Here is a 23,764-nt window from a genome sequence, read left to right as displayed (position 1 = left end):
CACCTCCGGGGCGGAGAGATTTCCTACCCTGTCACCGACTCACCATCTGTCCGTGGGGCAGTAGACGCCGGGAGCAGCATGACGAAGGCCCGAAGACTGTGGCCGATATGGCGCGGCGGTAAGAACGCCGAGAACGGTCGGAGCCGAAACACCGGCAGTACCGCCACCGCGCCGTCGGACGGTCCGCACGTCAAGGATTCGAAGGAGCTGGAGGAGTGTCTGCGCGTCTGCGCGCTGCACAGTGACCGGCTCTCGGCCGCCGGTACGGAGAACGACCGCAAGCGCACCGCTCTCGCCACCAAGCTGCGGCACCTGGGCACCCTGCACGCCTCGGCGGAGCCCACTCCGGAGTCCGGGGCCTCCCCGGCGTCCGGGACCTGCACGAACGAGGTGTTCGACGCGCTGCTCGCCGCCGGAACCGCGGCCCTGGAGTGTGGTGACGGCGGCGACGAGCCGGCGCTCGCCCTCCTCATCAGCGCCACCGTCCTGACCGAGCGCGGAAGCTCCCGCGCCGGCTGGCGGCTGCGGGCCAGGGTCCTGGAGGCCGCCGGTGACGAGATCGCGGCCGTCGACGCGTACGAGCGCTATCTCGCGCTCACCGACGACGACTGGTACGGCGTCGCCCCCCGCCTCGCCGGGCTGCGGACAGCCGTCCGGGAGCAGGAGGAGATGCTCCGGCTGCTGGCCCGCGAGTGCCCCCGCGCCGAGGAGTTCGTGGCCGCGTCCGCCTCGGCCTCCGAGGTACGGGACGTGTGGGAAGAGGGCCTGCGGCTGCACGAGAAGGGCGACCGTGAGGGGGCCGAGCCGCGCCTCGTCGGCGCGCTGCTGGCCATGGGCCGCGACCGCCATCCGGTCGGGGAGCTCCAGAACGCCGTCGGCGAGTACCTCGACCTGCGGATCGCCGCCGCCGACGGCGATGCCTCGCGGCTGCGCGGACTCGTCGGCCACTACGCGGAACAGCGCAGGAACCGGATGCGACCGCCCCTCGCGGATCCCACGCTCGGCGGGGTCGACTGGATCGGCGTCGGTGAGCTGCGGAATCTCATCGCGGGGAAATCCATCTGTCTGGTGGCCAACTCGGAGAGCCTCGGCCGCGGTTCGCTGGGGCCGGAGATCGACGCGTACGACCTGGTCGTACGGTTCAGCTCGTACCGTATCGACGCGCCGGCCACCGGTACGCGCACCGACCTCCACGCCACCGCCCACGAGCACGGCTTCAACTGGGACCGGCCCGTGACGACGCGGATGGTGTTCGGCGGGTCCGCGGAGAAGTGGGGCTACTCACTGCGCGAGCGGCTGGTGCCGGGCGCCCAGCGGTATGTCACCGACGACTCGGTGCGCTGGCCGCTGCGCCATCTCGGCGGGGTCGACTGGGACGCCTGGCCGTCCGTTCCGACGAGCGGGTTCAACACGCTGTGGCTCCTTGATTTCCTGGATGTCAGCCCGGCGCTCGATCTGTTCGGCTTCGACTTCTACGAGAGCGGCGTCCACCGCCTGCCCGGAGCGATGCGCGTACCCGTCACCTCCGAGCGCGAGCGGACCAGCGAGAAGGCATGGGTCATGGAACGCGCCCAGAGCGTCAACGACACGAGGATTTCCCTGAGATGACCCCGAGCCCCGTGCCCGCGAGCCCCGTGCCCGCGAGCCCCGTGCCCGCGAGCTCCGTGCCCGCGAGCTCCGCGACCCCGAGCCCCGCGACCCCGAACCCCGGGGCCGCGAACTCGCTCACCGGCAAGCGCCGTATCGCCTTCGCCGCGCTCGTCGGGGACGACGACGTGCCGGGCCTCCTGGCGCTGCTGCGCAGCCTCGCCCTGTCCAACCCGGGCGTGTGCGAGGACTTCGTCGTCCTGCACGGCGGCCCCGGTCTGCCGCCCGCCTCCGTCGCCCGTATCCACGCGCTCCACCCGCGCGTCGAGCTGCGCCCCGCGGGCAGCGCCGGAACCGGCTCGCGCCACGATCTGTTCCGTATCCGTATCCCCGACTACGACACCGTGATCGTCCTCGATCCGCGCACGGTCGTACGGGGCGATCTCGGCGCACTCCTGCGGCTGCGCGAGGGAGTGGTCGCCTTCACCCCCGGAGACACCCTCGTCATCCAGCGGGACCACACGGACTCGGTGACGTCCGGGGGCGAGGCGCCGGTCAGCGAGTCGCCGGACGACCGGAGGGAGTACGAACTCTCCGACGCCGAGCTGCACTCCGCGTACCTCGCGCTGAACGGCACCCCCCACCACGATCTGATCGTGCACTACGGGACCCCGCATATCGCCCGCACCGGAGATGTGGAGACCGCCCGCCGCGTCGCGCTCGCCCATATCGCGGCGGGCGAGTTCCAGGAGGCCGCCGACCTGCTGGGATCGGTCCGTATCCCGGTGAACGAGGCCTGGCCGCACGAGGTGTTCGGGCACGCTCTGATGAGCCTGTCCCGCTACGAGGAGGCCGAGGCCCAGCTGCTGCTGGCCACCGCCGCCCCCAAGCGCGCCGCCACCGCCTTCGCGCGGCTGGCCCAGATCGCCTGGATCCACGGGGACGACACCACGGCACAGCGGCACGCCATGAACGGGCTCTCCGCCGACCCCACGCACCGGGGCGCGCGGCAGATGCAGCGCCGTACGACCGGTGCGCTGGGCAGCGCCCTGGGCGCGGAGCCGAACCCGAGCGAGGGCGCGGCGCGCGACCAGCTCGCGCATGTCGCGTACTACATGCCCCAGCAGGGCAACGCAGGGGACAAGCTGCTGCCCGAGTCCGTACGGCTCACCTTCGACGCCGACACCGGACCCCGCCGCTGGCACTCGATCCACGCCCACCGGCTCTTCGACGAAGCCGCGCTGGAGCGGGTCAACGCCCGGCGCGGGCTGGTGATCGGGGGCGGCGGGCTGTTCATACCGGACACCGCGCCCAACGGCAACAGCGCCTGGCAGTGGAACGTCCCCGACGCGCTGCTCGACCGGATCGATGTGCCCGTCATGGTGTACGCGGTCGGCTTCAACGCCTTCGACGGACAGTCCTACCGGCGCGAACGCTTCAACGCCGCCCTGCGCCGGCTCGTCGAGCGGTCCGCCTTCTTCGGGCTGCGCAACCACGGCTCGATCGAGAAGGTCCGCGCGCTGCTCCCCGCCGAACTGCACGGGAAGGTGCGCTTCCAGCCCTGCCCGACCACCGTCACCCGGCAGCTGGTCAAGGGCTGGACCGACCCCGCGCAGCGGGAGAACACCGTCCTGATCAACGCCGCGTACGACCGGGCCGGGCTGCGCTTCGGCCATGACTACGGGCACTTCCTCGCCGAACTGGCCAAGGCGATAAGGGCGTTGGGCGGTCATGCCGAGGTGAAGTGTGTGGCGCACTCGGTGGACGACGAGCGGATCGCCTTCGACCTACGGCGCGAGCACGGCATCTCGCTGCCGGTGATCCCGATGTACGACTCGGAGAACGACGAGATCCGGGACATCTACGCCCGTACGAAGCTGGTCATCGGGATGCGGGGGCACGCGGGGATGATCCCGTTCGGCTGTGGGACGCCGATCATCAGCCTGATCTCACATCCCAAGATGGCGTACTTCCTGTCCGACATCGAACGCCCGGAGTGGGGCGTCTCCGTCCATGACAAGAACCTCGGGGCGGTGCTGACCGAGCGGGCGCTCGGGCTGCTGGACGATCACGCGGCGTCCGTCGCCGACGTACACGGCAGACAGCGGGAGCTGTGGAAGGTGACGGAGACGAACGCGGCCGAGCTGCGGGCGATCCTGGGGGCGGGCGCGCGGACGCCTGCCGGAAGTCCGGTCGGCTGAGCCGCCGCCGGGCGGGCGGTCTGTTCCCCGCCGGACGGGCGGCGCGTATCGGCCCGTCCGGCGATGGGGAGTACGAGACCTAGCGCAGCACCGCCCGGCGCAGCTTCCGCGCCCGGCGCACCATCCGCCGGGCCGTCGCGTTGCGCGGGATACGGGCCAGCTGCGCCGGGACCGCGCCGGGCAGTGCCAGCGCCGTGAGCCGGCGACGCTTGAAGTAGCGCCAGGTGTGCGTGTCGAGATGCTCCGAGAGGTACTTCTCCGCCGTGGGCCGCAGTCCCGGGTAGATCTGGTGCTGCATCGCGTACCCGACGGTCGCGATCAGTTCCGCGATCCGGGGGTCCGGCGTCTGGGCGTCGGCGTCACTGTCGTCCAGCGACGGCAGCAGCGCGTCCACGATCGTCACCGGCACGCGGTTGCTGTTCTGGTACGGGGTCAGCCGCTCCAGGAGCAGTTCCGTGCCCGTGTGCGCCACCGGAATGCCGTAGAACGCGGACGCCGTGAACAGCGCCGTCGAGAAGCAGCCGACCACCAGCGCGGGCTTCAGCCGCCGGTAGAGCACCTCGGCGAGCACCGGGCTGTCCAGGATGGTCAGTTCGGCGCCGAGCTTCTTCGCCTCCTGCTCCAGCTTCCGCGACCAGGCGGCCGGGGCCGTGGGATGCGGCTTGAAGATCACCTGGGTGTGGCCCTTGTCGACCGCGCCCCGCACCATCCGGATGTGCAGCTCCTCCTCCTCGCTCTCGGTGAGGATCCCGAGCGCGGAGAGGTACTGGCCGAGGAGCAGCGCCGGGGGCTCCGACGGTGTGTCGAAGGTCCGCTCGGCGTCGGTGAGTTCGTCGAGGACGCGCAGGAAGGCGTCCGTCGGCACCAGCTCGGCGTCGACGCCGAACTCGGTCAGGAGCAGCGGCTTGAGTCCCGGTACGAGATCGAGATGCAGCAGTCTGCGCACCCGCTCGCCCACCAGGGGCTCTATCTTCGAGCGGGTGGGCCCGTAGCTCATCAGCCCGTCCGCGTACACCTCGATCGGTGCGCCGGTGAAGATCTGCGCGATCGCGAGCGCCGGGTTGACCTGGATCGACTCGACGATCAGCTGTACGTCGTCGTCACCGAGCCGCCAGGCCAGCCGCAGATGGCGTTCCCAGATGGGGATGTCGTCGGCGCGCGGCGCCCAGCTGCCCGGGTGGAACGGCGCGATGGTCTCGTTCCACGACACGAGGTCGTCGAACCGGTCGCGCAGCTCGTCGAAGCCGGGCATCTCGTCGATCGAGGGCGTCAGCTCGGGCGAGCCCGCGTTGTTGCAGACGACCAGCAGCCGGCGGCCGGCCGCGGGGAAGAGCCCGGCGTCGATCGCGGCGGCCAGGGTGGCCGCTCCGTAGAGGGTGGAGGCGCAGAAGACCTGCGTCGTACGCCCGGCCGCGGGCGCGCTCGGAAAGAGGGACGACGCCATCACGCTGCCGCCTTCCCGGCGGACACATGCCGCCTTCGCAGGCGGCGCAGCCGGGCCGAGCGGTCCAGGTCCATCGAATCCAGCGCTTCCTTCAAGACGTCCTGAGGCAGTCGTTTCAGAGCGGCGGCACTCATCGTGCGCAATTGTCGCGCCACGGCCGGTTCGAATCGCTCTTTGGACGCCAGATGGTGGGAAATGATCGCGCAGTAGGTGCGCACGGCCTTCAGCATAAAACGGTCCGCTTCCGCGTCTTTCGCGGTCTCCTCGATGACCTGGTCGAAGGCGCGGATGAAATCGAGCTGCCGTACGTCCCCGATCTGGGTGAGCGACGAGGCGACCCCCCGCCGGTAGAAGATTCCGAGCAGTCCGACCACGGCGAAGGACTCCGCCTCGCGGTGCAGCCGCCAGATCCAGGGCCGGTCCTCGGCGGTCCGCAGCCCGTCAGGGAAGTGCACCAGACCGCGGTCGACGAGCCGGCGGTGGTAGACGCCGGCCCACGCGTACGGATAGTCGACCGCGGTGGAGCGGTCGGCGGGCAGGATCGCGTCCCGGGGCGACAGCACCTCCCCGCGCCGGCCGACGGGGACACGGTGGATCGTCCGGGCCCTGGCCGTGAACTGGACATGGTCGGTACGGACGAAATCGCAGCCCAGCCCCTCAATGGAGGCGAGCAGCTGTTCGTAGTAGCCGGGGGCCACCCAGTCGTCGCCGTCGAGGAAGGTGACGTACTCCCCGTCCGCGGCGTCCAGACCCGTGTTGCGGGCGGTGGCCAGCCCTCCGTTCTTCTCATGTCTGAGGAGGACCGCCCCTGGGAGGTCGCGCGCCGCCTGTTCGAGGATCTGTGGGGTCCCATCCGTCGAACAGTCGTCGACAAGAACGAACTGGAAGTCCTCGCGGCTGTTCGCGCGCAGGCTTCTAAGGGTTTCGAGGGCGTACGTCTGCACGTTGTAGAACGGCACGACAACAGAGAGCTTGGCCACCCGCGAGACGCTAGGCGGCGGCGCGTCATGCAGCCTGACATCCGGGCGCATGGAAGGTGAACGAAGAATGGCGGAATGGTGAAGCGGTCCGGATCCGGGTCGTTTTCCGGCCGTTCCGGGCCCGCGTCGCCATTCGTAGACGTGCTGTTAACCCTTTATTGCCATTGAGTTGGGGCGACAAACGGAATGACTTTCTAACGTCCTCGTCGTGCCATCACGTACCAGCGGTCAAGCGGTCCGGGTCGCCGTGCTCGCCGACTCCGACACCCGGTGGAAGTGGGGCGCGCTCACCGCGCGCCGCATCACGCCGGACGACCGCTCCATAGAGCTCAGCGGTTTTCTCCTGCGCGGACGGGCCACGCCCACCGCGAGACAGCTCGCCGAGGTCGGCGCGGAGGCGGACGCCCTGCGTGAGCTCACCGGCACGGACTTCCTGCGGACACTGCGCGAGGAGTCGTACGACATCGTCGTCCTGGCCCTCGTCGGCGGCGCCGTACAGGCGATGCTGCACGGGATAGCCGCCCTGAAGCTGACCGACCGGCCCGCGATCGTCACCGGCTATGTCGGGGTCGTCTACGAGAAGCTCTCCGACGGGCTGCTGCTGCGGCACGGCGCGGATGTCGTCCTCGCCAATTCGCGCTACGACGCGCAGCGGTTCCGCACCGTGTACGAAGGGGTCGGCGCCGACGCCTCCTCGGTCACCGAGGCCGCGCTGCCCTTCCTCGGCGGTGAGCGGTATGTGCCCGAGGAGGGCCGCGACACCGTCGTCTTCGCCGCCCAGCCCTCCGTACCGGCGAGCCGCGCCGACCGTACGTATCTGCTGCGGCGCCTCGTCGAGCACGCCAGGCTCCACCCGCGCCGCGAGGTGCTGCTGAAGCTCCGCAGCAAGCCCGGCGAGCACACCACGCATGTGGAGGAGTTCCCGTACCAGCGCCTCGCCGAGAAGGTGCCGGGCGGTCTGCCGCCCAACTTCCGGCTCGTGTACGGGAACATGGGCGAGGTCCTCGACCGTACGGATCTGCTGGTCACCGTCTCCTCGACGGCCGCACTCGAATCCCTGCACCGGCGCATCCCGACCGCGATCCTCACCGACTTCGGGGTGCGGGAACCGCTCGGCAACCATCACTTCATCGGCTCGGGCTGTCTGGCGTCCTGGGACCAGCTGGACGGCGGCGGGCGCCCGCGCCCCGACGCCGTCTGGGCGGACCGGCAGGGCGTCGCCGCCGACGGATCGTACGCGTCGGCCTTCGACACGGCCCGGCAGCGGGTGGCGGAGCTGCTCGACGGGCCCGAGCTGCCCGAGATCAGCCCGTACTACACGGCCACCACCGCACCGGGGTATCTGCCGCCGCTGCTGGCCCGCTACCACCTGGCCGTGGACGGGACTCCACTGCCGTCCAGGACCTCCGACGGCGATGCCCGAGGGGTCAGACGCGTGGTGCGCGAGGCCGTACGGGGCGCCGCGCGCGGCGCCTACCGCCATGGAGTGCAGCGCGTGGCGCCCGTCATCCGCCGCATGGGCGACCTGTGACCGGGCCGTCGGCGCCGGCACAGGAACCGGCCTCCGGCCGGCCCGCCACCCCGGGACGGGTGGCGGACGACCGGGCCGCGGACGCCCCCGCGGTGGCCGCCCCGGCCCCGAACCGACCCACCCCAGCTGACCGGGCCGCAGCTGACCGACCCGCAGCTGAACGACCCGCAGCTGAACGACCCGCGGACGAGCCGTCCGCGGACCAAGGAGTACAGATGACCGTCCTCGCGGTGATCCCCGCACGCGGCGGATCCAAGGGCGTACCCGCCAAGAACCTCGCCCCCGTAGGTGGCGTACCGCTCGTCGTGCGCGCCGTCCGCGCCTGTCTGGCGGCCCGGCGCGTGACCGATGTCGTCGTCTCGACCGACGACGCGGCCATCGCCGAGGCGGCCCGCACCGCCGGCGCCGAGGTCGTCCTGCGCCCCGCCGCCATCGCGGGGGACACGGCCACCAGCGAGGCCGCCGTGCTGCACGCGATGGACGCCTACGGCGCGATGCGCGGCAAGACCGCCGAGGTCGTCCTGCTGGTGCAGTGCACGAGCCCGTTCATCACCGCCGAGGACCTCGACGGCGTCGCGGGCGCGGTCACCGAGGACGGCGCGGACAGCGCGCTGACCGTCGCGCCGACCCACGGCTTCATCTGGCGCCAGGACGGCGCGGGCAGCGCCGACGCCGGGGCCTCGGGCGGCTATGGCGTCAACCACGACAAGGCGAACCGGCCGCGCCGCCAGGACCGCCCCCAGGAGTATCTGGAGACCGGCGCCGCCTACGCGATGCGCGCCCAAGGCTTCCGCGAGGCGAAGCACCGCTTCTTCGGCCACACCGCGCTCGTCACCACCGACCCCGCCCGGGTCCTGGAGATCGACGACCCGCACGATCTGGCCCGCGCCCGCGCCCTGGCCCCGCTCCTCGACCCGGCCGTCCTGCCGACGTACGACGACATCGACGCGGTGGTACTCGACTTCGACGGCACCCAGACCGACGACAAGGTCTTCGTCGACTCCGACGGCCGCGAGATGGTCGCCGTGCACCGCGGCGACGGACTCGGGATCGCCGCGCTGCGCCGCAGCGAACTGAAGCTGCTCATCCTCTCCACCGAACAGAACCCGGTCGTCGCCGCCCGCGCCCGCAAGCTCCAGGTGCCGGTGCTGCATGGCATCGACCGCAAGGACGTCGCGCTCAAGCAGTGGTGCGACGAGCACGGGATCGCGCCCGAGCGGGTGCTCTACGTCGGGAACGACGTCAACGACCTCCCGTGCTTCGGACTCGTCGGCTGGCCGGTGGCCGTCGCGAGCGCCCATGACGCCGTACGCGCCGCGGCGCGTGCCGTCACTACGACCCCCGGAGGCGAGGGAGCGATCCGCGAGATCGCCGCCTGGATCCTCGGGCCGGGTCTCCAGACCCCCCACACCCCCACCCTCAACAAGTAGTAAGGACGCTCCATGAGCACCAACTCCACCTCGCGCCTGCGCACCCTCGGCACGCGGACCGCCGGACCCGGCCGCCCGGTCTACGTCACGGGTGAGATCGGCATCAACCACAACGGCGAGCTGGACAACGCCCTGGCCCTGATCGACGCCGCCGCCGACGCCGGCTGCGACGCGGTCAAGTTCCAGAAGCGCACCCCGGAGATCTGCACCCCGCGCGACCAGTGGGACATCGAGCGGGACACCCCCTGGGGCCGGATGACGTACATCGACTACCGTCACCGCGTCGAGTTCGGCGAGGACGAGTACCGCGCCATCGACGAGCACTGCAAGAAGCGCGGTATCGACTGGTTCGCGTCCCCGTGGGACACCGAGGCCGTCGCCTTCCTGGAGAAGTTCGACGTCCCCGCCCACAAGGTGGCCTCCGCCTCCCTCACCGACGACGAGCTGCTGCGCTCCCTGCGCGCCACCGGCCGTACGGTCATCCTCTCCACCGGCATGTCGACGCCGAAGCAGATCCGTCACGCGGTCGAGGTCCTGGGCAGCGACAACATCCTGCTCTGCCACGCCACGTCCACGTACCCGGCCAAGGCCGAGGAGCTGAACCTGCGCGTGATCAACACGCTCCAGGCCGAGTTCCCGAACGTCCCGATCGGCTACAGCGGCCACGAGACCGGTCTCCAGACCACCCTCGCCGCCGTCGCCCTCGGCGCCACCTTCGTCGAGCGTCACATCACCCTCGACCGCGCCATGTGGGGCTCGGACCAGGCCGCCTCCGTCGAGCCGCAGGGTCTCCAGCGCCTCGTCCGCGACATCCGCACCATCGAGGCGTCCCTCGGTGACGGTGTCAAGAAGGTCTACGAGTCGGAGCTCGGCCCGATGAAGAAGCTCCGCCGTGTCGCGGGCGTCGTCGCCGAGTCCACCGAGCCGGTGGCGGTCTGACGCCATGACCGGTGCCGGCGGGGGCTCCCCGCACCCTCGTGCGACCGCGGGCGGAGACGCCGGCGGGAACGCCGACGCGATCGCGTTCGTGGAGAGCCCGGTCCAGCTGCTCAATGTGCTGGAGTGGGCGCGAGCCAGCGCGACCGGTGACGCCCTCACCGTCGTCGTGCTGTCACCCACCGATCCCATGTCGCGCGGTCAGCTCCGCAGAATGGCGGAGCTGGCCCGTGACGAGGGTTTCACCGTGCGCTGGCAAGAGGCGCGCGGTGGCGCGGGGGCGCCCCTGCGGACGCTGCGGGAACTCACCCCGCTGCTCCGCAAGGCCGGCCGGATAGTCATCGGGGACCCGTTCTCCCGCTATGTACAGCTGCTGCTGACCCTGGTCAGCGGCAAGGAACTGACGGTGGTGGACGACGGCACCGCCACGCTGGAGTTCATCGGGCAGATCGCCCGCGGCGAACGGCTGGTGCGCTGGCACCGGCGCGGCGGCAGCCGCGGGCCGCGGGAACTGGTCCTCGCGCCCGTCACCGCGGCGGCGCGGCGTCGGCTCTCCCCGTCGGACGGCCGTACGGTCGAGGTCTTCACCTCGATGCCCGTCGAGGAGATCCCGCCCGGCATCACCGTCACCGCCAACCGCTTCGAGTGGACGCGGGCCACGTTCGGACCGCCCCGGATATCCGCGGGCGCGGACATGGTCGGTACGTCGCTGGTCGAGACGGGCGTGATCGACGCGGACCAGTACATCGAGGCGGTCACGGCCCTCGCCCGCACGCACGGCGCCACCCGCTACTTCGCGCACCGCCGCGAGGACGTGGAGAAGCTGCACCGCCTCCACACGGTCACGGGCCTGGAGATCGTCCGCCCGGACCTCCCCCTGGAAGTGATCGCGCGCCGCGGGCCGATCGGCAAGACGATCCTGAGCTTCCCCTCCACGGTGGTCCACACCCTCCCCCTGGCCCTGGCGGGTACGGGCGTACGCGTCGCGGTCTGCGACATCGCCCCGGAATGGCTGAAGGAGACGGCGAGCCCGCGCGCCCAGGGCTTCCTGTCGGGGGTGACGGGCACGGCCCGGGACATCCACCGCCTCCCGAGACTGCCTTCGCCGGCCTGAGCCCGGCACGTTGCACGTTCACTCGTTCACCCGTTTGGCCCAAAGGGGACGTAGACGGCGCTGGCATCAGCCCCACAGGTCACCTACGCACCCGCGCGCCTTCGAACAGACGCACGGTGAAAGGAGAGAAGGGGGCGACCGACCTTGACCGCTCACCATGCCCACCCGGCACCCCCGCTCACTCTGGACGAACTGGCGCGCCTGGACGACCTCGCCGCCGAGGAGAAGGCCCCGGACGAGGTCAGGGAAGGCCTGGCCACCGTGCGGCTCCCCCAACTGGGACGCGTCGGGCACCGCCCGCGGTGCTTGTCGGCAAGCGTGCCGTACCGACCGCCGCCCACGCGGTTCCGTGGGGCGCGCCGAACGCATCCATCCAGTTCGTCACGGGCTACTTCGACGGCAACTCCAGCGCCGGCGCGGGCGGCCAGTCGTGGGCGACCGCCGCCCACGGATACGCCGGCCAGGACGTGACGGCGCACGACATGGCCGTGCTGCGGCTCGCGGACCCGCTCGGAGACTGGCTGGGCGGCATGGGCGCGAGGCCCTTCGACGACAGTTGGAGGGGCGGCGCCTACTGGACCTCGGTCGGTTACCCGGGCGATGTGGACAACGGCGAACGGCCGAGCTTCCAGTCCTCGATCCATGTCATCGACGACGACGAGGACGGGGACGCGCAGGAACTGGAGCACCACGCTGACGAGACGCCCGGCGACTCGGGCGGGGCGTTCTTCGGTACCTGGAGCGACGGCCCGTACGCGGTGGGCACCGTCAGCGGGTTCGAGCAGGTCAGCGGCCCTCTCGGCATCGGAAGCGAGGACAACAACATCTCGGCGGGCGGAAACGCCCTGACGGGACTCGTCAACTTCGCCCGCACCACCTGGACGTGACGCCATGGGAAGCCAGACGACGGTCACACGGCAGGTCGACGGCAGCTCGATAGAGAAGACCGTGAGCCAATCCGACGGACAGGCCCAGACGGACTACGTTCACCGGGATCCCAGCGGCTTCGTGACCGCCCTCAGACACGAGACGCGGCAACAGGACGCCGACGGAAACCAGACGATCGACAGGGCCACCCAGGTCTTCGACCAGCAGGGTCACATGGCCGACGCCAACGGCAACCCCGTCTCCGACTCCACCACACCGGTCAGCAACGCCGCGCCCGCTCCTGACGGAGGCGGGGGAGACGCCGGGAGCGGTGACGGCGGGAGCGGTGGCGGCGAATTCCCGGGCGGCTTTCCGCCCGAGCCGCTCCCTGAGTGACACCCGGGCCGAGCCGGTACCCGCCTCCTACGGTGCGGTGGGGGCGGGTGAGCCGTTCTCGTCCCGGCACGGCTGCTGCTTCTCGTACGCCGTTGTGTACGAAGCGATGAAGCTCTTCATGGCGCTCTTGCCGGCGATGCCCGGCTTGAGGACCTTGACGACCGACGACAGGTCCTCCGCCACCGCTCCGGGACTGTCGCAGTGGACGACGGATACAGCGATCCTGTCTGAATAGACATACCCCCCGGTCGAACTCTCCTCCGGGTTGCCCACGTTCAGTTGATTGACCGCGATGTCCCTCGGCGAAGCGCCGGGCTCACGTCGCTCCCGCTCAATGCTGACCACGACCGCGTCGTCAATCGACAACTCGCACGTAGTGATGGCATCCGCAACCGGCTCATCCTCCTTGACGGCGAGCTGTTTCCCGGCCGGAAGGAAAGGCTCAAGCAGCTTGGGGTCGACGGCTACGCCGCAGAGCGACTTCGGGATGCTGTATCCCACCGTGCCGCCGTCCGACCCCCCACCGCTGCAGCCGGAGAGTACGAAGGCCAGACCGGCGGCAACGGTGGCGAGGCAACCCTTCTTCATCATCACTTGTTTCCTGCGGCTTCCCATTTCGCCCCATCGCTGTGGCTGATGCCCGCCGCAGTACGTGCGGCACGCTGTAGCGCCTCGTGCGTGTCGTAGTTGATGTCCGGACGTTCCATCAGAGCCCGATTGACAGCGTCCTCAGCAGACCGGATCGCCTGGGAACGACCCTTGCTGTAATCATCGCTCGCTTCTCGTTCCGCTTCGTTGGTCGTGTCCTGCTGAATGCTCTCCATCACGCTCGACTGGATGTCTTCGGATATCCATCCGACAACGTCTCCGGCGATCGGTACTCTTCCAGCAGTGTTGTCGATCCCCATTCCGATGATCCGGTCGACCCACTTCTGCTTGTCTTCGGCCGATTTGTTGAAGTCCTCATCGGATGCCGTGTGGTATTCGAGGATCGCATTCGCGCGGGCCTCACTCATGATCCCCGCCATCGCCGCACCGGGAGCTACGGCATCCCGTACACGTCCGTCCAAAGACGTTTGCGAGGTGTTCTCGCCGTTGATGACGTGGTCGACCACGCTGGAGGAGTACGCCTGCTGAGCAGTGGTGATGGACGCATAGGCATCGGGATCCTGGCCCACTTCGGCCAGGAAGCGCTGAGCCGTGCCCGGAGTGAGGTCCGCGCCGGTGCCGAAAGTGGGGAACATCTCGCTGGAACTGTCTTCTTCGTACATGGTGCGCTGAAAATCGCCCATGTACTCGGCGGTGATGTCTCCCAGACTGTCCCGCAACGCGTAGAGGGGGCCGGTTTCGACGTCCACGTCCCCGTTCTCATTGTGCCGGATGAGTTCGGGGTTCGTGCCGAACTTCTCGACAATGTCATGCGTGAGCTGCGCCCGTTCCGGCGTGTGCTTAATGGCGTCCGCGGTGTCGTCGCTGTCGTACGGACGCCCCGTCGTGGCCGCCTCCAGCGCGTGCCCCAGCGCGTTCGGGCCGTCGTTCAGGGCATCCGCGGTGTTTTCCTCGTCCGCCATTACGTTGGCGGCGTTCGTGTCAATGTTCCACTTGAAGTCTTCCTTGGTGAATTCGTCCAGGTACGAGGAGAAGCCGGCCGAGTTGTTCTTGTCGACCGTGCCGTCCTCGTTGTACTTGGTCGGCGTATCCGTGAAGAACTTCTCCGACGCTTCCGGGCTGTGCCCCAGCGCCTCAAGGACGCTGTTCAACGGGTCGTTCCCGGAGCCCAGCTTCCCGGACGGGTTGAAGCCGTAGATGTCATCGCTGCCCATCGGCGCGTTGAGCATGAACCGGGTCGGATCGTCGCGATGCAGCTGAGTGACATGCTCGGCGATGGGGTTGAGGAACTCCGGGTCGTAGTTGCCGTAGCGGAGGAGTCCGCCGAGCACCTGGTAACCGTAGGGGGAGTTCATCGCCCCCGGTTCGAGCTCGATGGGCTGCGTGCCGAGTTTCCGGAACTCCGCGCCCCAGCTCGCCGGCAGGTGGGGTTTGTTGTCGGGGTCGGTGGCGGTGGCCAGTGCGGTGCCCATGGTGCGCTGAAGCTCCTGGGTGAGAGCCAGGCGCGCCTTGTCGTCCCCGCCGGTGCCGTCGATCGACATGCGGCCGTAGAACTCAAGGGTCTTTTCCGGACCACCCAGCCCCTGGTAGAACGCCGTGGTGAAATCGGGGTCCTTGGCGTTGTACTTCATGTGCGAGTTGAACTCGGCCAGCTGCGCGTCGGTCATCTTCGGCCCCAGCGCCGCGAGCTCCAACTGCCGCTCCACCTGGGCGTCGTCCAGGGACGTGTAGTTCGAGTGGCCGAAGTTGTAGGCGTCGCCGCCATGGGTCTTGCCGAGAGCCCGGGTCACCGAGCCGTCGATCTCCGTGGCGTGCGCGATCAGGCCGGCGATCCGGTCGGCCAGCGCCTGCGCCGCGTCGCGCTGTTCCTGCGTCCGCTCGTCGGTGTCACCACGGACATGTGGGAAGAACCACCGGACCGCCCCGCCGCCGATGTCCTCGATCCTGACCCCCATCGCGGGGGCGTCCACCTCGACGGCGGTCTTCATGCTCTTCTGGATCTTGAGGAGTTCCGAATGGGCGTCGTCGAGGAGCTTCCAGATGGTCTCGGCCTGCGCGTGGGCGTCGGTGAACTCCTTCACCGTCTTTCCGACGAAGTCCCGGGTCACGGTCGCGTTGACGCCGGCCCAGCGGGCGGAGTCCGACTTCGCGAGCAGACCGGACTTGGCGTTTCCCTCAAGCGTCTTGAGGTTGCCGACGGCTGTCTTCCAGTCCGAGACGGCTGATCCGAGCTTGCCGAGGTCGACCTCGGCGACATCCATGAAGGTGAGACTGGCCACCGCTGTCTTCCTTCTTCCCTACTTGAAGTACTCATCGAGCCGTGACACGGGCAGGGTGGAGCCGTCGCGGCTGCGGATCGATGCCTCGATGGCGATGTCGTCCTTGGCGTGCGACGCCTTGGTGTAGTCCAGGTGGTTGGAGATGTGGGCGCACGCCTGGAGCAGCGACTTCAGCTGGCTGGTCCAGGTCGACACCGTCGTCTCCAGGGCGGACCCGAGGGTGAAGTTGTGGGTCTTGAGGGAGGCTGCGGCCTGCATGCTGGACCCCGAGCCGCTCTTGTCCGCGCCCGCTCCGGCGATGTCCGCCTGCTTGCCCAGGTCGCGGTGGAGGACGAAGGCTTCATGGCCCACGGCGCCCAGATCGTCCTGCTGGACCACCAGATCGTCCCCGCCCCCGCTCCCGGGCCCTCCCGGTAGCTGATTGAGCCGCATCCCGGTGGCTTGCCTCCCGGCAGCGTCCGATTTCAGCTGCTCCCACTCGTCCCACGGCATCTGCGGGCTCCTTCCCCCGAATGTGCCCTCGGTCTGAGCATTCCGGATCAACTTAGCTATCGTAAAGGGCCAGTTGCAAGGGTTGTCGGCGTCTCCGCCGGCGTTCGCGCCGAGGGCGCATCTCGCGCAAAGATCGCGGTGGTACATGACCTGCACCATGGGGTCATGTCCCTGAAGCGCACCAATGTCTACGCCGACGACAGTGACCTCGCACTGATCAAGGAGGCCGCGGCCCGCTTGGGCGTGTCCGAGGCCGAGATAGTCCGTCGAGTACGACACGGACGCCATCCTGACCCGGGACCTCCGCGACTTCCGGACCGTCCGGCCGCTCGGTGGCCGGTATACCCACTTCCGGATCTGCCCGAGGACCTCAGACCATCAGTGACGGCCTCCGGCGGTCTTCGGGTGGTCGCCGGTCGCCGGCCGCTCGCCGCCCGCCAGACGCCGCGCGGACCGCGAGGATGGCGCGGTATACCCGCTTGGTCCGTACCTCATGCACGCCCGAACCCGGTTTCTTGGCCTGTGTGGCTGAAATTTTCTTGATCCAGGGCTGGTTGATCACTAAAGGGGCCTACTCTTCAACAGGTGAGCCAGTTGATGTCCTGCGAGTCCGAGCCAGACCTGCCCGCGCCGGCGGAAGCCGCACTCCCCGGCACGTTGCCCGAAACACTCCGTACCGAGCTGATCGCTTTCCGCCGGGACATGCATATGCATCCCGAGCTGGGCAACCAGGAGTTCCGTACCACCGCCGCGCTCAAGCACCGGCTGGAGCGGGCGGGGCTCGTGCCGCGGGTGCTCAAGACCGGCACCGGACTCATGTGCGACATCGGGACGCCGGACCCCGCCCGTCCCATGCTGGCCCTGCGCGCCGACATCGACGCACTGCCCATCCCTGACACCAAGACGGGGGTCCCGTACCGCTCCACCGTGCCCGACCGGGCGCACGCCTGCGGGCACGACGTCCACACCGCCGCCGTGCTCGGCGCCGGGCTGGTTCTCGCCGAGCTCGACCGGCGGGGACAGTTGCCCAACGCCGTACGGCTGATCTTCCAGCCCGCCGAGGAAGTGCTGCCCGGCGGCGCCGCCGACGCCATCGAGTCCGGGGTGCTCGACGGCGTCGGCGGCATCGTCGCCGTGCACTGCGACCCCAAGGTCGACGCCGGGCTGATCGGACTGCGGCCAGGCCCGATCACCTCCGCCTGCGACCGGCTGGAGATCAGCCTCGACGGTCCCGGCGGTCACACCGCGCGCCCCCACCTCACCACCGACATGGTCACCGCCGCCGCCAAGGTGGCCACCGAGGTTCCGGCGCTGCTCGCCCGCCGGGTCGACGCCCGCTCCGGGCTCTCCGTCACCTGGGGACGTATCGCGTCCGGCCACGCCTGCAATGTCATCCCGCAGCACGCCGAGCTCTCCGGCACCGTCCGCTGCCTGGACCTGCCCGCCTGGCGCGACGCCCCTGACCTGGTGCACGCCGCGATCGACGAGATCGCCGCGCTGCATCACGCCAAGTCGCAGATCGAGTACATCCGGGGCGTGCCGCCGGTCGTCAACGATCCGGTCGTCACGGAGCTGCTGCGCGCCGCGCAGACCGCCCGCCGCGGTTCGTATGCGATCGAGGACACCGAACAGAGCCTCGGCGGGGAGGACTTCTCCTGGTATCTGGAGCAGGTGCCCGGCGCGATGGCGCGGCTCGGCGTACGCACGCCGGGCAGCCAGGCGCGGTATGACCTGCACCGTGGCGATTTCGACGTCGACGAGCAGGCGATCCAGGTCGGCGTGGAGCTTTTCACGGCCGCCGCGTTGATCGACGGAAACCGTTTGTAGGCGGCCATGACACCTCCGGCTCGCACTCCGTTCGCGACGATCCGATAACAGCTTCCGTACAGGTCTTTATCTGACATCTACGCGCGTTACGATCGCCGCGAAACCAGCGCCAGCCGAGGCGCTTCGGTCAGGTTGAAGGAGCCTCCCTTGCGCCGGATCACCAGGATCGCCACCGTGGGTGTCGCGTCAGCGGCACTCGCGCTCACCGCCACCGCGTGTGGCAACAAGTCGTCGTCGGACGCCGGTTCCGACTCCAAGGAAGCCGGCGCCGCCATCGCGTACGACATCGGTGGCCGCGGTGACCAGTCGTTCAACGACGCCGCCTACGCCGGTCTGTCCAAGGCCGAGACCGACCTGAAGATAAAGGGCAGCGCCGCCGAGCCCTCCGAGGGTGAGTCGGACGCCGACAAGGTCCAGCGCCTGACCGAGCTGGCCCGCTCCGGCAACAACCCCGTGATCGGTGTCGGCTTCGCGTACGCGCCCGCCATCAAGAAGGTCGCGCCGAAGTTCCCGAAGACCACCTTCGGGATCATCGACGACTCCTCGGTGACCGGGAAGAACATCGCCAACATGGTCTTCAACGAGGAGCAGGGCTCGTACCTCGCCGGCGTCGCCGCCGCCAAGGTCACCAAGTCCAAGACGGTCGGCTTCATCGGCGGTGTCGAGACCCCGCTGATCAAGAAGTTCGAGGCCGGCTTCGCGCAGGGCGTCGCGGACACCGACCCGGCGGTCAAGGTCCTCTCGCAGTACCTGACCCAGCCCCCGAACTTCGACGGCTTCTCCAAGCCCGACCTGGGCAAGGCCGCCGCGCAGGGACAGCTCGACAAGAAGGCCGACGTGGTCTACGCCGCCGCCGGTCTCGCCGGCTCCGGCTCGATCGAGGCCACCGCTCAGGCCGGCAAGTGGGCCATCGGCGTCGACTCCGACCAGTACAGCCAGAAGGGCCTGGCCGCCTACAAGGACCAGATCCTGACCTCGGTCACCAAGGATGTCGCCGACTCGGTCTACAACCTGATCAAGTCCGTCCAGGACGGGACGCCGCAGACCGGTGAGATCCGCTACGGCCTGGACAAGGACGGCGTCGGCCTGGCCGACTCCAACCCGGCCTACACCAAGCTGACCGATGTGGTCGCCGCGGTGGAGAAGGCGAAGAAGGACATCGTGGACGGCAAGATCACCGTCAAGACCACGCCGTAACGGCTCTGTCCGGTCGCGCGGTGGTATCTCCCGCGGGCCCGGGGCGACGGTGTACGCCGTCGCCCCGGGCCCCGGGCGCACCCGCCAGGACCGGCCGGATCCCGCCAGGACCGGCCAGGTCCCCCGGCCAGGACCGGCAGGACCGGCCCGATATGGATGAACCGGCGTACGCCCCGGCGCACCGGCCGTCGTACGAACCCCCGGTCACCGCCCGGTCACCCCCCGACCGGCCCGGCACCCCCCGCCTTACGATTCGGCAGCGCTACGCGTGTAGACGACCCTCCGGCGCGATAACTTCACCCCCGCCTGCCACTCACCCCCGCCTTCACTCCTTTCCCGCCAAGGAGAGTGCGTCATCAACGCGTCCAGCAGCCCGCCCAGCGGTCCTTCCAGCAGTCCCCCCGCAGTCGAACTGCGCGGTATCACCAAGAGATTCCCCGGCGTTGTCGCCAACCACGACATCGACATCACCATCCGCAAGGGCACGGTCCACGCCCTGGTCGGTGAGAACGGCGCGGGCAAGTCGACCCTGATGAAGATCCTCTACGGCATGCAGAAGCCGGACGAGGGCACCATCACCGTCGACGGCGCGGACGCCGCGTTCAACAGCCCCGCCGACGCCATCGCGCGCGGCATCGGCATGGTGCACCAGCACTTCATGCTGGCCGACAACTTCACCGTCCTGGAGAACGTCGTCCTCGGCGGCGAGAGCCTGTACGGCATCGGCGCGAAGGCGCGCAAGAAGATCAAGGAGATCTCGGACGCGTACGGCCTCGGCGTACGTCCCGACGCGCTCGTCGAGGACCTCGGGGTCGCCGACCGCCAGCGCGTGGAGATCCTCAAGGTCCTCTACCGCGGTGCCCGCATCCTCATCCTGGACGAGCCCACCGCCGTGCTGGTGCCGCAGGAGGTCGAGGCGCTCTTCGACAATCTGCGCGAGCTCAAGGCCGAGGGCCTGACCGTCATCTTCATCTCGCACAAGCTGGGCGAGGTGCTGTCGGTCGCCGACGACATCACCGTCATACGCCGTGGTACGACCGTGGGCACCGCCGACCCCGCGCACACCACCACCAAGCAGCTCGCCGAGCTGATGGTCGGCAGCGAGCTGCCCTCGCCGGAGACCCGCGAGTCGACGGTGACGGACATACCGACGCTCACGGTGAACGGGCTGCGGCTGACCGCGACCGACCCCGACGGCGCGGTACGCGAGGTGCTCGACGGAATCACCTTCACCATCCACCAGGGCGAGGTCCTGGGCATCGCGGGCGTCGAGGGCAACGGCCAGACCGAGCTGATCGAGGCGCTGATGGGGCTGCGCGACCCCGACGGCGGGGTGATCACCCTCGACAACGCCGACATCTCGCACGCGCCCACCCGCAAGCGCCGCGAGGACGGCATCGGCTACATCCCCGAGGACCGGCACCGGCATGGCCTGCTGCTGGAGGCCCCGCTCTGGGAGAACCGCATCCTCGGCCATGTCACCGAGCGGCCCAACAGCCGCGGCGGACTGCTCGATCTGAAGGCCGCCCGCGCCGACACCACCCGGATCGTGCGCGAGTACGACGTCCGTACACCCGGTATCGAGGTCACCGCGGCCTCGCTCTCCGGCGGCAACCAGCAGAAGCTGATCGTCGGCCGCGAGATGAGCCACCAGCCGAAGCTGCTGATCGCCGCCCACCCGACCCGTGGTGTGGACGTCGGCGCGCAGGCGCAGATCTGGGACCAGATCCGGGAGGCCCGCCGTGAGGGGCTGGCCGTCCTGCTGGTCTCCGCGGACCTGGACGAGCTGATCGGGCTCTCCGACACCCTGCGGGTGATGTACCGCGGCCGGCTCGTCGCCGACGCGGACCCCGCCACCATCACTCCGGAGGAACTGGGCTCGGCCATGACCGGCGCCGCCACCGGTCATCTGGAGGCAGACCCCGAGCCGGCGGCGCGAGCCGAGCCCACGGCAGAGGCACCACAGCCACAGGCCGCAGCGGCACCCCCGGAGGACGAAGCGCGATGAAGAAGTTCGACAAGGACCGGCTGATCCTGGGCTTCGCGGGCCCGGTGCTCGCGCTGGTCGTCGCCATTGTCCTCACCACCGTGGTGCTGCTCGTCTCGGGCAGCGACCCCTTCGAGCCGTACCGCATCATGTTCGAGTCCGCCTCGTACGTCGATGTCCAGGTGCTGATCGTCAACCAGGCCGGCACGTACTATCTGGCCGCGCTCGCGGTCGCCGTCGGCTTCCGGATGAACCTCTTCAACATCGGTGTCGACGGGCAGTACCGGCTCGCCGCGATGATGGCGGCGCTCGTCGGCGCCAGCGTCGATCTGCCGGGCCCGTTCCAGATCGCGCTGATCGTGATCGTCGCGATGCTGGTCGGCGCCTTCTGGTCCGGCATCGCCGGCATCCTGAAGACCACCCGCGGGGTGAGCGAGGTCGTCTCCACGATCATGCTCAACTCGATCGCCACCAGCCTGGTCGCCTGGCTGATCCTGCCCAAGAACTTCGGCGTCCAGCCGGCCGGCTCCAACAACCTGACCACCGGTGACATCCCGGAGTCCGGCTGGTTCCCCGGCCTCTCCATGGGCGCCGAGGCCGGCGAGATCTACGGCTTCACCTTTGTCGCCGCCGCCTGCGGCCTCATCTACTGGTTCGTCCTCGGCCGTACCCGCTTCGGCTTCGACCTGCGCGCCACCGGCGCCAGCGAGACCGCCGCCCAGGCCTCCGGCGTCGACGCCAAGAAGATGATCCTCACCTCGATGCTGATCTCGGGCGCGGTCGCCGGCCTCGCCGGGATGCCGACGCTCCTCGGCGACACCCACACCTACAGCCTCGACTTCCCGACCGGCATCGGCTTCACCGGCATCACCATCGCCCTGCTCGGCCGGAACAACCCGCTCGGCATCGCCTTCAGCGCCCTGCTCATCGCCTTCCTGGACAAGGCGTCCGCCTCTCTCGACCAGTACGGGTACGAGAAGGAGATCGCCACGATCATGCAGGGCCTGATCGTGATCTCGGTCGTCGTCAGCTACGAGCTGGTCCGCCGCTACGGAATCCGCCGCCAGCAGCAGAAGGTCGGCGCGGAACTCGCCGCCGGAGGAGCCCTCACGACCGAGGCCCACCCCAAGAACGAGAAGACCGAGTCCGAGAAGGAGGGGGCCGCGCTGTGAGTACGAGCACGAGCACCGTCTCAGCCACCAGCGCCGCCCCCAAGAAGGGCGGTGGCCGCCGCACACTCTCCCTGCCCGTCATCCTGCTGATCGTCGCGGGGGCGCTGGCCCTCGTCTCGCTCGTACGGCTGATCAGCGGCGCCGATGACATCACCTCCGTCGGTCAGGTCGCCGGCGCCCTCGAACTCGCCATCCCTATCGGGCTGGCCGGACTCGGCGGACTGTGGGCCGAGCGCGCGGGCGTCGTCAACATCGGCCTCGAAGGCATGATGATCCTCGGCACCTGGTTCGGCGCCTGGGCCGGCTTCCAGTGGGGCCCGTGGGCCGGCGTCCTGTTCGGCATACTCGGCGGCTGCCTCGGCGGTCTGCTGCACGCCGTCGTCACCGTCACCTTCGGTGTGAACCACATCGTCTCCGGTGTGGCCATCAACATCCTCGCCGTCGGCGCCACCCGCTATCTCTCCAACTTCGCCTTCGACGGGGTCGACGGCGGCTCCTCCAAGCAGTCCCCGCGCATCGACTCCATCACCGAGATCACCGTCCCGGGGCTCGCCGACTGGATGCAGGACCTCCAGGCCAGACACTGGTTCCTGGTCTCGGACATCGCGGGCGTCGTCGGCGGTCTGGTGACCAATCTGTCGCTGCTCACCGTCGTCGCGCTGCTGCTGATCCCCGGCACCTGGTGGGTGCTGTGGCGTACGGCGTTCGGCCTGCGGCTGCGCTCCTGCGGTGAGAACCCGGTCGCCGCGGAGTCGCTGGGCGTCAACGTCTACAAGTACAAGTACATCGCCGTCACCGTCTCCGGCGGGCTCGCCGGGCTCGCCGGCGCCTTCCTCGCGATCGTCGCCACCGGCATCTACCAGGAGGGCCAGACCGGTGGCCGCGGCTATATCGGTCTCGCCGCGATGATCTTCGGCAACTGGATGCCGGGCGGTATGGCCCTGGGCGCCGGGCTCTTCGGCTTCACCGACAGCCTCAAGCTGCGCGGCGGCGCCGAGAACGTCCACGCCATGCTGCTGCTTCTCGCGATCCTGCTCGTCCTGGTCGTAGCGTGGCAGCTGTACAAGAAGAAGTACGTCTCCGCGGTGATCTCGGCGGCCGTCTCGGCGCTGCTCTTCGCCTGGTACGGGCTGACCGACCAGGTGCCGAGCCAGTTCGTGGACGCCGCCCCGTACGTCACGACGCTGCTGGTCCTCGCGCTCTCCGCGCAACGGCTCAGGATGCCCAAGGCGGACGGGATGCCGTACCGGAAGGGGCAAGGAAAATGACCGCACCGGCCGGACCGGCGGTGGACTGGGAGGCGCTGCGGGCCTCCGCGCGTGCCGCCATGACGCACGCGTACGCCCCGTACTCGAAGTATCCCGTCGGGGTCGCGGCCCTGGTGGACGACGGCCGTACGATCACCGGCTGCAATGTCGAGAACGCCTCGTACGGCATCGGGCTGTGCGCCGAATGCGGTCTGGTCTCGGCGCTCCAGCTGAGCGGCGGCGGCCGGCTCACCCACTTCACCTGCGTCGACGGCTCGGGCGAGGTGCTGGTGCCGTGCGGGCGCTGCCGCCAGCTGCTGTACGAGTTCGGTGGCCCGGAGCTGGTGCTGGAGACCCCGGACGGCTTCCGCACGATGGCCGAGATGCTGCCGCAGGCGTTCGGCCCGGGGCATCTGAACTGACCACGGCCCCTGGGGCGTACGTCCGGCCCTTGGGGCGTACGCCCCT

General features: G+C 69.5%; 19 protein-coding genes and 1 pseudogene. 15 read left to right on the top strand and 5 right to left on the bottom strand.

The genetic code is table 11. The features are described from left to right. Window positions 1-78: 78 nt before the first annotated feature. Window positions 79-1,608: a hypothetical protein gene (locus tag AB0M67_RS00320; RefSeq protein WP_365740923.1), complete on the top strand. Its 1,530-nt coding sequence runs from the start codon at window positions 79-81 to the stop codon at window positions 1,606-1,608. Further along, window positions 1,605-3,788 (top strand): polysaccharide pyruvyl transferase family protein, encoded by a 2,184-nt coding sequence (locus AB0M67_RS00315; RefSeq protein WP_365740921.1) that lies wholly within the window; start codon window positions 1,605-1,607, stop codon window positions 3,786-3,788. The genes AB0M67_RS00320 and AB0M67_RS00315 overlap by 4 nt, the downstream gene beginning before the upstream one ends. 79 nt (window positions 3,789-3,867) lie before the next feature. Here AB0M67_RS00315 and AB0M67_RS00310 read toward each other — a convergent pair whose 3' ends face one another. Together AB0M67_RS00310 and AB0M67_RS00305 are read right to left on the bottom strand one after the other, a co-directional pair. After that, window positions 3,868-5,232: an alpha-2,8-polysialyltransferase family protein gene (locus AB0M67_RS00310; RefSeq protein ID WP_365740919.1), complete on the bottom strand. Its 1,365-nt coding sequence runs from the start codon at window positions 5,230-5,232 to the stop codon at window positions 3,868-3,870. Further along, window positions 5,232-6,212, bottom strand: coding sequence for a glycosyltransferase family 2 protein (locus tag AB0M67_RS00305; protein WP_365740917.1), 981 nt, complete (start codon window positions 6,210-6,212; stop codon window positions 5,232-5,234). The genes AB0M67_RS00310 and AB0M67_RS00305 overlap by 1 nt, the downstream gene beginning before the upstream one ends. 208 nt (window positions 6,213-6,420) lie before the next feature. Here AB0M67_RS00305 and AB0M67_RS00300 point away from each other — a divergent pair, with 208 nt between their 5' ends. The 6 genes from AB0M67_RS00300 (at window position 6,421) to AB0M67_RS00275 (ending at window position 12,486) form a co-directional block, all read left to right on the top strand. Continuing rightward, window positions 6,421-7,743: a DUF6716 putative glycosyltransferase gene (locus AB0M67_RS00300; protein ID WP_365740916.1), complete on the top strand. Its 1,323-nt coding sequence runs from the start codon at window positions 6,421-6,423 to the stop codon at window positions 7,741-7,743. A 215-nt stretch (window positions 7,744-7,958) separates the two neighbouring features. Continuing rightward, the gene (locus tag AB0M67_RS00295) at window positions 7,959-9,173 is read left to right on the top strand and encodes an acylneuraminate cytidylyltransferase (protein ID WP_365740914.1); all 1,215 of its coding nucleotides are present in this window, start codon (window positions 7,959-7,961) and stop codon (window positions 9,171-9,173) included. Window positions 9,174-9,185: 12 nt separating this feature from the next. Next, window positions 9,186-10,112: an N-acetylneuraminate synthase family protein gene (locus AB0M67_RS00290; RefSeq protein WP_365740912.1), complete on the top strand. Its 927-nt coding sequence runs from the start codon at window positions 9,186-9,188 to the stop codon at window positions 10,110-10,112. A 4-nt stretch (window positions 10,113-10,116) separates the two neighbouring features. Next, window positions 10,117-11,223, top strand: a complete 1,107-nt coding sequence (locus AB0M67_RS00285; protein ID WP_365740910.1) for a hypothetical protein — start codon at window positions 10,117-10,119, stop codon at window positions 11,221-11,223. Window positions 11,224-11,525: 302 nt separating this feature from the next. Further along, a complete protein-coding gene (locus AB0M67_RS00280; RefSeq protein ID WP_365740908.1) occupies window positions 11,526-12,110 on the top strand; it encodes a hypothetical protein in 585 nt (194 codons plus the stop codon). A gap of 4 nt (window positions 12,111-12,114) precedes the next feature. Beyond that, window positions 12,115-12,486 carry a hypothetical protein gene (locus AB0M67_RS00275; protein WP_365740906.1) on the top strand — a complete coding sequence of 124 codons (372 nt, stop codon included), beginning with the start codon at window positions 12,115-12,117 and terminating at the stop codon, window positions 12,484-12,486. 27 nt (window positions 12,487-12,513) lie between these two features. Here AB0M67_RS00275 and AB0M67_RS00270 read toward each other — a convergent pair whose 3' ends face one another. From AB0M67_RS00270 to AB0M67_RS00260, 3 genes are all read right to left on the bottom strand, one after another. After that, a complete protein-coding gene (locus AB0M67_RS00270; protein WP_365740904.1) occupies window positions 12,514-13,077 on the bottom strand; it encodes a hypothetical protein in 564 nt (187 codons plus the stop codon). After that, window positions 13,077-15,203 (bottom strand): hypothetical protein, encoded by a 2,127-nt coding sequence (locus tag AB0M67_RS00265; RefSeq protein WP_365740902.1) that lies wholly within the window; start codon window positions 15,201-15,203, stop codon window positions 13,077-13,079. Before AB0M67_RS00265 ends, AB0M67_RS00270 begins: the two co-directional genes overlap by 1 nt. 189 nt (window positions 15,204-15,392) lie before the next feature. Further along, window positions 15,393-15,866: a hypothetical protein gene (locus tag AB0M67_RS00260; protein ID WP_365740900.1), complete on the bottom strand. Its 474-nt coding sequence runs from the start codon at window positions 15,864-15,866 to the stop codon at window positions 15,393-15,395. Window positions 15,867-16,031: 165 nt separating this feature from the next. Between AB0M67_RS00260 and AB0M67_RS00255 the strand changes: the two are divergent. The 7 genes and pseudogenes from AB0M67_RS00255 to AB0M67_RS00225 all read left to right on the top strand — a co-directional run. Then, a pseudogene (locus AB0M67_RS00255) lies at window positions 16,032-16,136 on the top strand (ribbon-helix-helix protein, CopG family); the annotation flags it as partial. Window positions 16,137-16,463: 327 nt separating this feature from the next. Beyond that, window positions 16,464-17,693, top strand: coding sequence for an amidohydrolase (locus tag AB0M67_RS00250; RefSeq protein WP_365741803.1), 1,230 nt, complete (start codon window positions 16,464-16,466; stop codon window positions 17,691-17,693). A gap of 147 nt (window positions 17,694-17,840) precedes the next feature. Beyond that, window positions 17,841-18,890 (top strand): BMP family ABC transporter substrate-binding protein, encoded by a 1,050-nt coding sequence (locus AB0M67_RS00245; protein ID WP_365740898.1) that lies wholly within the window; start codon window positions 17,841-17,843, stop codon window positions 18,888-18,890. 355 nt (window positions 18,891-19,245) lie between these two features. Then, window positions 19,246-20,898 (top strand): ABC transporter ATP-binding protein, encoded by a 1,653-nt coding sequence (locus tag AB0M67_RS00240; RefSeq protein WP_365741801.1) that lies wholly within the window; start codon window positions 19,246-19,248, stop codon window positions 20,896-20,898. Then, complete coding sequence (locus AB0M67_RS00235) at window positions 20,895-22,049, top strand: ABC transporter permease (RefSeq protein ID WP_365740896.1); 1,155 nt, start codon at window positions 20,895-20,897, stop codon at window positions 22,047-22,049. Before AB0M67_RS00240 ends, AB0M67_RS00235 begins: the two co-directional genes overlap by 4 nt. Further along, window positions 22,046-23,317 (top strand): ABC transporter permease, encoded by a 1,272-nt coding sequence (locus AB0M67_RS00230; protein ID WP_365740894.1) that lies wholly within the window; start codon window positions 22,046-22,048, stop codon window positions 23,315-23,317. The genes AB0M67_RS00235 and AB0M67_RS00230 overlap by 4 nt, the downstream gene beginning before the upstream one ends. Continuing rightward, on the top strand, window positions 23,314-23,718 hold the full coding sequence (locus tag AB0M67_RS00225) for a cytidine deaminase (protein WP_030351616.1): 405 nt from the start codon (window positions 23,314-23,316) through the stop codon (window positions 23,716-23,718). Before AB0M67_RS00230 ends, AB0M67_RS00225 begins: the two co-directional genes overlap by 4 nt. Window positions 23,719-23,764: the final 46 nt, after the last annotated feature.

This window comes from Streptomyces sp. NPDC051662, assembly GCF_040681655.1.
GTDB lineage: Bacteria > Actinomycetota > Actinomycetes > Streptomycetales > Streptomycetaceae > Streptomyces.
The sequence above is the reverse complement of the archived record's forward strand: the minus strand, read 5'-3'. Positions and strand labels throughout refer to the sequence as shown.

Coding starts and splice junctions, on each gene's coding strand:
- AB0M67_RS00275 (WP_365740906.1), top strand. CDS start 12,115: ATGGGAAGCCAGACGACGGTCACACGGCAGGTCGACGGCAGCTCGATA.
- AB0M67_RS00290 (WP_365740912.1), top strand. CDS start 9,186: ATGAGCACCAACTCCACCTCGCGCCTGCGCACCCTCGGCACGCGGACC.
- AB0M67_RS00295 (WP_365740914.1), top strand. CDS start 7,959: ATGACCGTCCTCGCGGTGATCCCCGCACGCGGCGGATCCAAGGGCGTA.
- AB0M67_RS00260 (WP_365740900.1), bottom strand. CDS start 15,866: ATGCCGTGGGACGAGTGGGAGCAGCTGAAATCGGACGCTGCCGGGAGG.
- AB0M67_RS00235 (WP_365740896.1), top strand. CDS start 20,895: ATGAAGAAGTTCGACAAGGACCGGCTGATCCTGGGCTTCGCGGGCCCG.
- AB0M67_RS00270 (WP_365740904.1), bottom strand. CDS start 13,077: ATGATGAAGAAGGGTTGCCTCGCCACCGTTGCCGCCGGTCTGGCCTTC.
- AB0M67_RS00250 (WP_365741803.1), top strand. CDS start 16,464: ATGTCCTGCGAGTCCGAGCCAGACCTGCCCGCGCCGGCGGAAGCCGCA.
- AB0M67_RS00310 (WP_365740919.1), bottom strand. CDS start 5,232: ATGGCGTCGTCCCTCTTTCCGAGCGCGCCCGCGGCCGGGCGTACGACG.
- AB0M67_RS00320 (WP_365740923.1), top strand. CDS start 79: ATGACGAAGGCCCGAAGACTGTGGCCGATATGGCGCGGCGGTAAGAAC.
- AB0M67_RS00285 (WP_365740910.1), top strand. CDS start 10,117: ATGACCGGTGCCGGCGGGGGCTCCCCGCACCCTCGTGCGACCGCGGGC.
- AB0M67_RS00225 (WP_030351616.1), top strand. CDS start 23,314: ATGACCGCACCGGCCGGACCGGCGGTGGACTGGGAGGCGCTGCGGGCC.
- AB0M67_RS00315 (WP_365740921.1), top strand. CDS start 1,605: ATGACCCCGAGCCCCGTGCCCGCGAGCCCCGTGCCCGCGAGCCCCGTG.